Origin of the sequence: Hymenobacter sp. PAMC 26628 (assembly GCF_001562275.1) — a bacterium.
Lineage (GTDB): Bacteria > Bacteroidota > Bacteroidia > Cytophagales > Hymenobacteraceae > Hymenobacter.
On the sequence record NZ_CP014304.1, the window covers coordinates 144,947 to 157,075 of the forward strand.

Annotated in this window: 14 protein-coding genes; 6 read left to right on the forward strand and 8 right to left on the reverse strand. The window is 65.0% G+C overall.

Annotated elements, in window-relative coordinates; all coding sequences use genetic code 11:
* The first annotated feature begins 21 nt into the window (after positions 1-21).
* On the forward strand, positions 22-531 hold the full coding sequence (locus AXW84_RS01000) for a gluconokinase (protein ID WP_068227448.1): 510 nt from the start codon (positions 22-24) through the stop codon (positions 529-531).
* A gap of 10 nt (positions 532-541) precedes the next feature.
* Here AXW84_RS01000 and AXW84_RS01005 read toward each other — a convergent pair whose 3' ends face one another.
* From AXW84_RS01005 to AXW84_RS01015, 3 genes are all read right to left on the reverse strand, one after another.
* Complete coding sequence (locus tag AXW84_RS01005) at positions 542-2,203, reverse strand: glycosyltransferase family 39 protein (protein ID WP_082773613.1); 1,662 nt, start codon at positions 2,201-2,203, stop codon at positions 542-544.
* A gap of 3 nt (positions 2,204-2,206) precedes the next feature.
* A complete protein-coding gene (locus AXW84_RS01010; protein ID WP_068227453.1) occupies positions 2,207-2,932 on the reverse strand; it encodes a glycosyltransferase family 2 protein in 726 nt (241 codons plus the stop codon).
* Positions 2,933-3,156: 224 nt separating this feature from the next.
* Positions 3,157-4,158 (reverse strand): sugar phosphate nucleotidyltransferase, encoded by a 1,002-nt coding sequence (locus AXW84_RS01015; protein WP_068227455.1) that lies wholly within the window; start codon positions 4,156-4,158, stop codon positions 3,157-3,159.
* 203 nt (positions 4,159-4,361) lie between these two features.
* On the opposite strand from AXW84_RS01015, the gene AXW84_RS01020 reads away from it, so the two are divergent.
* The 4 genes from AXW84_RS01020 to AXW84_RS01035 all read left to right on the forward strand — a co-directional run bounded on the left by AXW84_RS01020 (position 4,362) and on the right by AXW84_RS01035 (position 6,602).
* A complete protein-coding gene (locus AXW84_RS01020) occupies positions 4,362-4,940 on the forward strand; it encodes a LemA family protein (RefSeq protein ID WP_082773614.1) in 579 nt (192 codons plus the stop codon).
* A gap of 102 nt (positions 4,941-5,042) precedes the next feature.
* Entirely contained in the window at positions 5,043-5,501 is a 459-nt protein-coding gene (locus tag AXW84_RS01025) for a TPM domain-containing protein (protein ID WP_068227458.1), read from the forward strand.
* Positions 5,498-6,328, forward strand: a complete 831-nt coding sequence (locus AXW84_RS01030; protein WP_068227460.1) for a TPM domain-containing protein — start codon at positions 5,498-5,500, stop codon at positions 6,326-6,328. The genes AXW84_RS01025 and AXW84_RS01030 overlap by 4 nt, the downstream gene beginning before the upstream one ends.
* An 88-nt stretch (positions 6,329-6,416) precedes the next feature.
* On the forward strand, positions 6,417-6,602 hold the full coding sequence (locus tag AXW84_RS01035; protein ID WP_068227461.1) for a hypothetical protein: 186 nt from the start codon (positions 6,417-6,419) through the stop codon (positions 6,600-6,602).
* Positions 6,603-6,754: 152 nt separating this feature from the next.
* Here the strand turns inward: AXW84_RS01035 and AXW84_RS01040 are convergent, their stop codons facing one another.
* The 5 genes from AXW84_RS01040 to AXW84_RS01060 all read right to left on the reverse strand — a co-directional run bounded on the left by AXW84_RS01040 (position 6,755) and on the right by AXW84_RS01060 (position 11,001).
* Positions 6,755-7,405 (reverse strand): sterol desaturase family protein, encoded by a 651-nt coding sequence (locus AXW84_RS01040; protein WP_068227463.1) that lies wholly within the window; start codon positions 7,403-7,405, stop codon positions 6,755-6,757.
* Between the two features lie 54 nt (positions 7,406-7,459).
* On the reverse strand, positions 7,460-7,990 hold the full coding sequence (locus tag AXW84_RS01045; protein ID WP_082773615.1) for a shikimate kinase: 531 nt from the start codon (positions 7,988-7,990) through the stop codon (positions 7,460-7,462).
* Positions 7,991-8,174: 184 nt separating this feature from the next.
* On the reverse strand, positions 8,175-9,233 hold the full coding sequence (locus AXW84_RS01050) for an ABC transporter permease (protein WP_068227467.1): 1,059 nt from the start codon (positions 9,231-9,233) through the stop codon (positions 8,175-8,177).
* Between the two features lie 6 nt (positions 9,234-9,239).
* Positions 9,240-10,421, reverse strand: a complete 1,182-nt coding sequence (locus AXW84_RS01055; RefSeq protein ID WP_236943215.1) for a BT_3928 family protein — start codon at positions 10,419-10,421, stop codon at positions 9,240-9,242.
* Between the two features lie 43 nt (positions 10,422-10,464).
* Positions 10,465-11,001, reverse strand: coding sequence for a DUF1599 domain-containing protein (locus tag AXW84_RS01060; RefSeq protein ID WP_068227469.1), 537 nt, complete (start codon positions 10,999-11,001; stop codon positions 10,465-10,467).
* Between the two features lie 129 nt (positions 11,002-11,130).
* On the opposite strand from AXW84_RS01060, the gene folP reads away from it, so the two are divergent.
* On the forward strand, positions 11,131-12,012 hold the full coding sequence (folP, locus tag AXW84_RS01065) for a dihydropteroate synthase (RefSeq protein ID WP_068227471.1): 882 nt from the start codon (positions 11,131-11,133) through the stop codon (positions 12,010-12,012).
* Positions 12,013-12,129 lie beyond the last annotated feature (117 nt).

The window sequence follows — 12,129 nt, forward strand, 5'->3', positions numbered from 1 at the left end:
CCAACGGCGTTAGTTAGGGCCATGAACCCACCCCTCATCATTGTCATGGGCGTCTCGGGCAGCGGCAAAACCACCGTGGGCCAGCTGCTGGCCGCCCGCTTAGGCCTGCCGTTTTACGACGGCGACGATTTTCACCCGGCCGCCAACGTGGCCAAGATGGCCGCCGGCTACCCCCTCACCGACGAAGACCGGGCCGGCTGGCTGGCCACCCTGGCCGCCAACCTGGGCCAGTGGCGCGCGGCTGGCGGGGCCGTGCTGGCCTGCTCGGCGCTGAAGGAAGCCTACCGCCAAACCTTGCAGGCCGGCGCCGGGGCCCCCCTCAGCTGGGTATTTCTCGACACCGACGTGGAAGTGCTGCGCGCCCGCCTGGCCGCCCGCCAGGGCCACTACATGAAGGCCGACATGCTCGACTCGCAACTGGCCACGCTCGAAAAGCCAACCTACGGCCTGCGCCTCACCGACGACGCGCCGCCCGCAACCCTGGTGGACCAGGCGGTGGCGCAGCTGCACCTGCCGCCGGCCGGGGCCTAGCGCGGCCGGCCTACTGGCCCCCGCCGATGACCTGTGGGCCATAGCAGCTCCAGCAGATTTCGTTGGCGGGCCGCAGCGGGGCCGGCGGCAACGGAAACGTAGACGCCGCAAAGCGGGCCGCTCGCTTGGCATCGGTCAAGTCGTAGCGCTGGGCGTACACCACGGGGTAGCCCACCGATTCGTCGGGCATTCGCTGGGCTACGCGCAGGCTGGGGCCCCGGCGGCCGATGCTGCCCAGGTACGCATTCAGCACCTGCGATTCGTACGGGTCGAAGTGCACCATCACCAGCCACACCCGCCGCCCCCGGAAGGCGTCGGCCTCGGCCAGGTAGTGGCGCTCGGCCCCGGGCAGGTGGCGGTAGCAGTGGCCCAGCACGGCCCGGCCCGGCCCTAGGCCGTACCGGGGCCCGTACCAGCGCAGCGCCTGGCCCGCGCCGTAGTACACATAAACCGCGTCGGTGGGGCGCCGCACCCGCGCCAGTTGGGCAAACAAGGGCTCCACGTCTTCGACGCTGAAGGGCGGCAAATTGTGCCGGGTGGTGCTGTAGCCGATGGGCGCGGCGCAGAGTACCAGCGCGGCCACGCCCAGCGGCCGGCCCCGGCGCCAGGCTCCGCGCACCACTTCCTGCAAGGCGGCGAAGAGAAAGATAACCAGCGTGGGCACCAGGAAATCCATCAGGCGCATGCGCAACGGAAATTGCCGCAGGGCCGAGGCCACCGCGGCCAGCAGCCAGGGCGCCAGCAGCAGCAGTGCCGCTTCGCGCCGCTGCCACCACAGCAGCCCGGCGCCCACCGCGCCCCCCACCACCCAGAGGATGGCCGGATGCGGCCACCCCAGGCCGTTGGCCCAGCGCTCCGTCAGCTCGCCGGCCAGCACCACGGGCAGGCGGGATGTGAGGGGCAGGAACCCTTCGCGCCAGAAAAAATGCATGAAGGCGCGGTCGATGGGGCGCAGCAGGGACTGGGCCAGCCACAGGCTCGCGCCGCTGCCCAGGGCCCAGGCCGCCACCACAGCCCCGGTGGCGTGCAGCCGCGGCCGGCCGGCATCAAGGGCGGCCAACAGCACCAGGGCCCCACCGCAGCCGCTCAGCACCAGCAACGAAGCCTGCGAATAAAAAGGCAGCACCAGGCCAATTGCCGCCGCCAGGGCCCGAAAGCGGGGCGGGGGGCCCGGCGCGTCGCGCAGGCGCAGCGCCAGCCACAGCACCAGCAGGGCGGCCGCCACGTCGCCCGCGTATTGCTTTGCCTGGTTGCTGTAGAACACGAAAGTGAACCCGACGGCCACCGTGAGCAGCACCAGCGGCACCACCCGCTCGTCGAGCACGCGCCGGGCCACGGCCCACAGCAGCGGCAGCGCCGCCAGCGACGCCAGCAACGCGGGCAGGCGCAGCGCCTGCTCCGAGTGGCCCAGCCACGTGAGGCAGGCTTTTTCCAGCAGCAGGAACAGCGGCGGGGCCACTTGGGCCTCGGCCAGGGGCTGTCGCACCAGCTGGCTAGCCGAGCGAGTGGCTACGTTGTGCAGCACGGCTAGCTCGTCCATGAAAAACGTGGTGCCCAGCGCCCACTGCCACAGCCGCAGCCCCGCGCCCACCAGCAGGGCCCCCAGCGCCAGCCACCACCACCCCGACCGGCCCGCGAAGGCCCGCTGGGGCCCCAAACCAGCGCTTGCCATGGGCTAGGCCTTGAGCAGGCCGTACTTGAGGATGCAGTAGATGGCCCGGAAACCGTCGCGCCAGCCAATCTTTTTCCCCTCGGCGTAGGTGCGGCCGTAGTAGCTGATGCCCACTTCGTAGAGGCGCACGCCCGGCACCCGCGCCACCTTGGCCGTCACTTCGGGCTCGAAGCCGAAGCGGTTTTTCTTCAGGTCGAGGCCCTGAATAATGTCGCGCCGAAACAGCTTGTAGCACGTTTCCATGTCCGTCAGGTTCAGGTCGGTGGTCATGTTGGAGAATACCGTGAGCCAGTAGTTGCCGATGCTGTGCCAGAAAAACAGGATGCGGTGTGGGTTGCCGCCCAAAAAACGCGAGCCGAACACCACGTCGGCAAAACCCTTCAGAATGGGCTTCAGCAGCAAGTTGTATTCCTCCGGGTCGTACTCCAAATCCGCGTCCTGCACGATGACGTAGTCGCCGGTGGCCGCCCGCAGGCCCGTGCGCAGGGCCGCGCCCTTGCCTTGGTTCACGGGGTGGGCGAGCAGGCGCAGGCCCAGGCCGGGGTAGCGCGCCGCGTAGGCGTTGATGGCCGCCGCCGAGTCGTCGGTCGAGCAGTCGTCTACCAGAATAATCTCCTTGCCAATGCCGTTGAGGAGCTGCAGTTCGCGCAGCAAGTCCAGGATTTGGTGGATGGTGCGGGCCTCGTTGTAAACGGGCACCACAATAGAGAGTGTGTCGAATTTGACCAAAGTGGCGGCGGATTGGGGGTAAAAATTGATTTTTAACGCAACAAGCTACCACTCAGATTCTTTGAAACAACAAAATCTTGATTTAAGTCAACTAACGGAACAGCCTCTCCAACTGTTGCTCAATAACAGCTTTGACCAGTTTGCTTAGCTAAAATATTGGGCATTAATACCTCGCCACAAGAAAAGTGGTTGCTCGCGGGCGCTGTTATAGGGCCCCCGGGTCCCTAGCTGTAGTCAATTTCGGTGTTATCGCCGATGTTGAGGCTGTGGTTGAGGCCCCGGAACGAAGCGTCGGAGCCTACGATGCAGTCGTGCATCACGGCCGAGCGCAGCTCGGAGTACGAGCCGATGATGGAGTTGCTAATGATGGTGTGCTCGACGATGGTTTTGTCGCCGATGGCCACGTTGGGGCCGATGATGGAGTTCTCGATGCGGCAGCCGGGCCCGATGCTAACGGGTGGGATGATGACCGTGCCCACGAACTCGGAGTAGTCGCGCGGCTCCAGGAACTCGGGGCGGTTGAGCAGGCGGGCGTTGGCTTCGAGCAGGGTGTCTTTGCGGCCGCAGTCGAACCAGTTGTCCACGGCGGCCGTGGTCATCTCCTCGCCCTCCTCGATGAGGTGCATCAGGGCGTCGGTGAGCTGGTACTCGCCGTGGGTGCGCACGTTGCTGGCAATGAGCCACTCCAGGGCCTCCGCCAATTTTCCTGCGTCGGCCAGCTTGTAGAGGCCCACCAAGGCAAAGTTGGACTTGGGGATGGTGGGCTTCTCCACCACTTTGCGCACGCGGCCCCCGGGGCCCGTTTCCACCAGGCCGAAAAGCGAGGGCGTTTTCACTTCCTTCACGGCCAGCACCGTGCCCGGCGTGGCCAGCAGGGCGGGCAGGTCCACGTCCACAATGGTGTCGCCGAGCAAAATCAGCACCCCGTCGGGGTCGTGCCGGAACGTGTCGCGCGCCAGCCACAGGGCGTGGCCCAGGCCCTCGCGGGGCTCTTGCAGCACAAATGTGGCTTTCAAGTCGGGGTAGTGGCGGCGCACGTAGCTCACCACCTTGTCGCCGAGGTAGCCCACCACGAACACGAACTCGGTGAGGCCGGCGGCCGTCAGGCGGTCGATGATGTGGCCCAGGATGGTGTTGCCGGCCACTGGCACCAGGCTTTTGGGCTGGGTGTGGGTGTGGGGGCGCAGGCGCGAGCCAATGCCGGCAACGGGAATGATGGCTTTCACAGCGGGAGAAAGTAAAAATGAGGAAACCGGCCGTACTTGCAGCTTCACTGGCCCGCAAGTACGGCCCCGGCTGGCAAACAACCACTGGGCCACGGTTGCGTATGGGGCCCTGCCGCTGGCCTCAACCGGCCTGGGGCCCGTCCGGTTGGGCCCCGCGCCACTTTCTTTCGTCTTCACCCTCTTTCACCTCACCCGCTTTCCTCATGAAACGCCTCCTCCTCTACTTCGCCGGCTTTGTTATCCTGCTCTCGCAATCGTCGTGTGGCTACAACGGCATGGTCACCCGCGACCAGGAAGTGAAAAATAAGTGGGCCGCTGTGCAAAGCGCCTACCAGCGCCGCTCCGACCTGATTCCCAACCTGGTGAACACCGTGAAGGGGGCCGCCAACTTCGAGAAATCGACCCTGGAGGGCGTTATCGAGGCCCGCGCCAAGGCCACCAGCGTGCAGTTGAACGCCGACCAGCTGACGCCCGAAAACATCCAGAAATTCCAGGCCGCCCAAAGCCAGCTATCCTCCGGCCTGGGCCGCCTGTTGGCCGTGTCGGAAAACTACCCCGAGCTGAAGGCCAACGCTAACTTTCAGGAGCTGCAAGCTCAGATTGAAGGCACCGAAAACCGCATAAACGTAGCCCGCAACGACTTCAATACCTCCACCACCGACTACAATACCTTCACCCGTTCGTTCCCGAACAACTTGTTTGCCAACATGTTCGGCTTCAAAGAGAAGCCCTACTTCGAGGCAGATGCCGCCGCCAGTAAGGCCCCCACGGTGCAGTTCTAAATTATCAGTGAGCAGTGAGAGCGAACAGTTAGTAAGCCGGGCAGCACGATTGCCCGCCGGCAAACTGTTCACTGCTCACTGTTAATTGTTAACTGATAAGCTATGAAATCTCCCCTCACCCCCGCGCAGGACGCGGCCCTAGTGGCGGCCATCCGGCAGGCGGAGGTCACCACGTCGGGCGAAATCCGGGTGCATTTGGAAGACACCTGCCCCACGCCCGAGCCCCTCGACCGGGCGGCGCAGGTGTTTGGCGAGCTGGGCATGCACCGCACCGCCCAGCGCAACGGCGTGCTGTTTTACCTGGCCTGGACCAGCCGCCAGTTCGCCATTGCCGGCGATGTGGGCATCAACTCGGTGGTGCCCGACGATTTTTGGGAGGCGACCAAGGAGGCCGTGCTCCGCGATTTCCGGCAGGAGAAGTACGTGGCCGGCCTTGAGCACGGCATCCGCCAAGTGGGCGAGCAGCTGAAGCGTTATTTCCCCTACGACGCGGCCACCGACCAGAACGAGCTGGACGACAGCATCTCCATTGGCGGCGATGAGCCGTCGCCCCGCTCATGAGCTGGGCCCCTTGCCTGCAAGTGGTCGCCAGGCAGCCTTGGCTGCGGCGCGTGCTGGGCGTGCTGCTGCTGGCTGTGCTGGCTGCCGCCGGGGCCCTGGCCCAGGGCCTGCCCGCGCGCCCCGATCCGCCGCGCCTCGTCAACGACCTGGCCCACCTGATGCAACCCCAGGAAGCCGACGCCCTGGAGCAAAAACTGGTGGCCTACAACGACAGCACCTCGTCGCAAATCGCCGTTGTGACCGTGCCCAACCTGGGCGGCAACGAGATTGCCGACTATGCCCAGCAGCTGTACCGGGCCTGGGGCATTGGCCAGAAGGGCCAGAACAACGGCATTTTGGTGCTGGTGGCGCAGCAGGAGCACGCCGCCCGCATCCAAACCGGCCGGGGCCTGGAAGGAGCCGTGCCCGACGCCCTGGCCAAGCGCATCATCAGCAACACGCTGGTGCCGGCCTTTAAGCAAAACCAGTACTATGCCGGCCTCGACCGCGGCACCGACCAGCTCATTGCCCTGGCCCGCGGCGAGTACAAGGCCAACCCGGCCGAGGCGCAAGACCGCGGCCAAGGCGGCGGGGGCCCCGGCTTCGGCCTGATCGTCGTCATCCTGATTGCTATTTTCATCTTCATCCAGATTAGCCGCCGCGGCGGTGGCGGCGGGGGTGGCCGCAGCGGCGGGTTCGGGCCCATTCTCTTTGGAGGGTTGGGCGGCTTTGGCGGCGGCGGGGGCTTTGGCGGCGGGGGCGGCGGCTTTGGCGGAGGAGGTGGCGGTGGCTTCGGCGGGTTTGGGGGCGGCGACAGCGGCGGCGGCGGCGCCAGCGGCAGTTGGTAGGGCCCCCAGGCTCAACCTTTTGCCGATGGTAACAGCATTATGATGAGCCAGATGCGCTAGTGCCCTCCTTCTTTCACTCCTTAGCGCCATGCGTCCCCTTCAGTTTTCCCTGTTCCTGTTGCCTGGCGTTCTCACATCTTTCCTGAGTAGCTCCGACGCTATTGCCGGCATTTTTAAGGGCGGGGCCTACACGGGCATCATCGGCGTGGTGCTCGTTATCGCCTTAGTTATCTTCGTTATCAGAAACATCGGCGGCGGGGGCAACAACGCCTAGGGCCCCGAGAAATTGCTTCGTTAGTTAGCAGTTGCTGGTTGTCAGTTGCCAGCTAACTATTGATAGCTAGCAACTTGACAACTCGTAACCCACAAAAAAGCGGCGCTTCCCCAGCTGGGAAGCGCCGCTTTTCTGTGGCTGGGCCGGGGGCCCTACTCGCCCTGGCGGGCCTTGGGCATGGTGCCGATGATGTGGTCCCAGAGGGTGCTGCTCACGCCAAAGGCCACCTCGTCTTGCCGGTAATGGTGCTGGCTGTGGTGCGTCCACCACACCTTGAGGAAGTTTTTGGGGGGCGAATACGCGTGAATGGCGTAGTGCACAAACAGGTACGAAGCGTAGCCGAACGTGAAGCCAGCCAAAATGCCAAATGCCCAACTACCAAACACGAGCCGGAAAATGAAAAACAGCAGCGACGCTACGAACACCGTGACGATGGGCGGCATGGCCAGCCGCGTCTTGTCCTTCGGGAACTCGTGGTGCACGCCGTGCATCGTGTACTGAAACTTGGCCTTGCGCGGCGTGGTGGCCGGCAAGTGGTAGAGGTAGCGGTGCACCGCGTACTCGACGAGCGTGAACAGGAGCAGCCCGCCTAAAAACAACCCCAGCGCCGAGAGCCCCGACAGAAAGCCGTGGGTGAAGCCGTAGTACAGGCTCAGCAGCGTAGTGGCGGCGAAAATGCCCACTGGCCAGGCAATGTGGGTGTGCGAGAGCCGCTCGAGCAGCGGGTTTTCGAAAAGCTGGGCCGACCCTTTGTGTTTGGGCCGCGGGGCGGCGGGGGCAGGAGCTGCGGGTGCTGATTGCATAGGTAAAGAGGGAATTACGCGAACACTTCGGCTCACAAATTTACGGGCCCCAGCCTAAACGGGGGCCCCGGCCGGAAAGCCTGCTTGGGCCAACGCGGGCAACAACGCGGCCAGCGGCACGCGGGTTTCCGCAAAGCGTAAGCGGGCCTGCGAATAAAACCGCTGGCGGGCCGCCAGGGTTTCGGCCAGCGACGCGGCCAACTGGGGCCCCGCGGCGGCCAGCAGCGGCCGCCGCGCCGCGCCGCCGCGCTCCAGGCGCCGCGCCAGCACGGCCGCCGGCACATCCAGCCACAGCGTGAACGTATTGGCGTTGAGCACGTTGATGTTGTCGTGGAAACAGGGCGTACCGCCGCCCGTGGCCAGCACCAGGGGCCCCGGGCGGGCCACTACGGCCCGCAGCGCCTCGGCCTCCAATTGCCGGAAATAGGCCTCGCCGTGCTCGGCAAAAATGACCGGAATGGCCTGCCCAGCCCGCGCCACAATCTCGGCGTCCAGGTCCAGAAACCGCCAGTTGAAGTGCTGGGCCAGGGCCCGGCCCAGCGTGGTTTTGCCCGAGCCGGGCATGCCGAGTAAGGAAAGGTGCATTTTTAATTAGCAGTGAGCAGTGAGCAATAGAGCCCCAGGGCGTCATGCAGAGCGCAGCGAAGCATCTTCCTTGCGCAACTAACCCAATCGATTGGATTACTGCCGCGGCAAAGATGCTTCGCTGCGTTCAGCATGACGCCCTGGGGGCCCACTGCTTCCTTTTAACTGCTCTCTGGTAACGATGTTACGTGATTTTCACCCGCGGGTCGAGCACGGCGTAAAGCACGTCCACGGCGATGTTGATGAGCACGAACAGCGCCGCTACGAACAGCGTGGCGCCCATCACGACTGGAAAATCGAGGTTCTCGACGGCCCGCAGCGTGACGGTGCCCAGGCCCTTCCAGTTGAAAATGTACTCGATGAAGAACGCGCCCGCCATCAGCGAGGCCAGCCAGCCCGACACGGCCGTGACCACCGGGTTCAGGGCGTTGCGCAGGGCGTGGTGCAGCACGGTGGCGCGGTAGCTCAGGCCCTTGGCCCGCGCCGTGCGGATGTAATCCTGCCCCAGCACATCCAGCATACTGGACCGCGTGAGCTGCGTGATGACCGCCAGCGGCCGCACGCCCAGCGCCACGGCCGGCAGCAGCAAATTGCGCAGCACCAGGTGCTGCTCGCCCGTGAACGGGTCGGTTTCAAACAGTTGGCCGGTCAGGCTCAGGCCCGTCCAGTGGCTCCAATAAAAGCCAAACGTGACGGCGATGAGGATAGCTGCCACGAACGACGGCACTGAAATTCCCAGCACCGAGGTCGTTACCAGAGTTCGGTCCAGCGCCGACTGGGGCCGCAGCGCCGCCAGCACGCCCAGGCCTACCCCGATAACGCTGGCAATGAGCATGGCCGCCAGCGCCAGCCACAGCGTGCCGGGGAAATAATCGAGCAAGATGCTGAGCACGTCCTTGTTGCTCTGGAACGAGCGCCGCAAATACGGCACCTTCAGCACCAGCGCCCGGGGCCCCAGTGGCAGCACCGCGAGGCCCCCGTAGCGGGCCCGCCCGGCCGAGTCGCGTGGGTGCACGCCCAGCGGCGACACGTCGTTGAGGTAGCCCACCAGGCGCTGGGGCAGGGGCTGGTCGAGGCCCAGGTCGGCGTTGATGGCGGCCTTGGTGGCCAGGTCGGTGCGCTGGCCGGCCAGCAGGGCGGCGGGGTCACCGGGCAGCACATTAAACAGGAAGAACACCGTGCACGCCACGCCCACCAGCACGAGCAGGCCCTGGCCCAGGCGGCGGAGGAAAAAGGTGAGCATGGGGCCCTAATACAATTTCTCCACGTCGTACAGGTTCGGCACGTCGTGGTAATGGTACTTGGCCAGGATTTTACCGTCCCGCAGCACCATCAGCCCCGGGTTGGAGCGCACCATGGACTTGAGTACGGTGGCGTCGGCGGTGTAGTAGGGCACGGCCAGGTTCACGTCGTGGCGGAAGGCGTCGAACTTGGCCGGGCTGGTGCTGGTGATGGCCAGCACGTCGATGTGCTTGCGCGACTTCTCAGCCGCGGCCAGCAGGGTGTTGATGGGCGCGAACCGCTCGCGGTCAGCCTTATTGCTATTTTGGACGATGATAACCAGCTTGTTGCCGGTCAGGATTTGCTTGGTCACGTCGTTGCCTTCGAGGTCATACACCGCAAAATCGGTGATGGTGGGGCGCGACTGCGCGGGGTTCAGCACCGTCATGGCCTGGTACTTCCAGGTCGAATCGGTTGGGAATTGGTCGAATTCCTTGGTTTCGCCGTTGCGGGTGAAGGTGTAACGGTAGCGGGCCGCCTCGGGGGCCTTTATCAACTGCGGAATGCTATTGCCTACCTTATAAGGCAGGAAATCGAAGTACGGCTGGTGGCCCAGGGCCCGCATCCCGATGCCCACGGCCAGGGCCGTGGCTACGGTCATCATCATCAGGCCCATGGTGCCGGGGGCGAAGGTGCGCCGCAAAAACCGCTGGTTCCAGAACACGACGCCCCACAACCCCAACAACACCAAGTCTTTAGTGAACGAAGCCCAGGGCGTGAGCTTGAGAAAATCGCCGAAGCAACCGCAGTCCGTCACTTTGTTGAAGGCGGCCGAGTAGAACGTGAGGAAGCCGAAAAATACCAGCAGCGCCAGCAGCACCCACAGCGTTTTGCGCAGGTGCCAGCGCAGCAGTAAGGCCACGCCTAACACCACTTCCAGCGAGCTGAGAAAGATGGACAGGAACCGGGCAGCGTCCTTAAAGTGTAAAAAGAACGGGCTGATGTCCTTGGCAAACACCTCGAAGTATTCCTCCAGCTTGTAGGCCGTGCCCACCGGGTCGTTCAATTTAATCAGCCCCGAAAACACGAACAGGGCCCCCAGCGCCACCCAGCACACGCGGGTGAAGTAGCGCAGCGGCCGGGGCGGGGCCATCGGCGGGGGCGGGGGCGGCACGCTGGCAGCCGAGGCGTGGGGGACAGGAATGGGCATGGCGAGAAAGACGGTAAGGAAACGGCGGGCCCGGGGCCCCGGGCTAGGCCCCGCTCAAAATCAAAGCAAATACGGCGTAGTTGAGCATGTCGCGGTAGCTGCCCTCCACGCCTTCCGAAACCTGGGCCGCGCCGCCGAGGTTCTCCAGTTGCTTCACGCGGTGCAATTTCATCAAAATCAGGTCCGTAATGCTGCTCACGCGCATCTGGCGCCAGGCCTCACCGTAATCGTGGTTTTTGGCCAGCAGCAGGCGGCGGTTTTCGGCGGCTTCGCGGTCGTAAGTGGCGGCCACGGCGTCGGGGGCCATGTCGAGGGGCGTATCAGCGGGCAGGTGCAGCTGCATCAGGGCAATGAGGCAGTAGTTGACGATGGCCACAAACTCCTCGTCCACGCTGTCGGAAACCTGCTGGTTGCCAACCTCCTGAATGGTGCGAATGCGGTTGGCCTTGATGAAAATCTGGTCCGTGACGGACGGCAGGCGCAGGATGCGCCAGGCGGTGCCGTAGTCGTGGGTTTTGGCCAGGAACAGCTGGCGGCAGCGCGCCAGCAGCAGGTCGTAGTGCGCGGGGGTGGCGGTCAAGGGGTGAACGAGTGAATGAGCGAATGCGTGAAGGTGGCCGTGGCATGGTGGCCCTTCACCGCCGCAAGTTCGCCCCGCCCGGCGGATATTGGGCCACCTTGCCCCGTCCGGCTCATTCCCACCCGCCCCATGCTGCCCAACCCGCTTGCCCCCGCCCATTCGCTCATTCGCTCATTCACCCATTCACTCCTGAGCCCCCACGGCCGCCTGCTCGACCTGCGCCAGCCACGGGTGATGGGCATCCTCAACGCCACGCCCGACTCGTTTTTCGCCGGCAGCCGCGTGGCCACCGAGGCCGACCTGCTGGCCCGTGCCGGGGCCCTGCTCGCGGCCGGCGCCGCCGTGCTCGACGTGGGCGCCTACAGTACCCGCCCCGGCGCCGCCGACGTGCCCGTGGCCGAGGAGCTGGCCCGCCTGCTGCCCGCCGTGGGGGCCCTGCGCCGCGAGTTTCCCGACGCGTTTATCTCGGTTGATACCTTCCGGGCGGCCGTGGCCGAGGCCGCCGTGCACGCCGGCGCCGACCTGGTGAACGATGTGGGCGGCGGCACGTTGGATGCCGACATGTTTGCCACCGTGGGCCGCCTGCGCGTGCCCTATGTGCTGATGCATATGCGCGGCACCCCGCAGACGATGAGCACGTTGACGGATTATGAAGACGACCTGGTGCTGACGCTGCTCCGCTTCTTCCGCGACGGACTGGCTGCCTTGCGCGCCGCCGGGGCCCACGACGTGGTGCTCGACCCTGGTTTCGGTTTTGCCAAAACCCCCGCCCAGAGCTACGAATTGTTGCGCCGGCTGCCCGAGCTGGGGGCCCTGGGGGGGGCGGTGCTGGCGGGCCTTTCGCGCAAAAAAATGGTGTACGGGCCCCTGGGCCTCACGCCCGAGGCCGCCCTCAACGGCACCACGGCCTTGCACATGCTGGCCTTGCAAGGCGGGGCCCGCCTGCTGCGCGTGCACGACGCAGCCGAGGCCGCGCAGGTAATTCGGTTGTTTACAAGTATATTTAAATAAAGCTGCGCTGTGGTTTGATTCGGCTCCCGCCCGCAGCCCTGTCTCCGAACTGGGAAGCGAATCGGGCCCGCCGCTGTTATAATGCTATCTGGCGTGGGTATTTTTGTCAACAAAAGA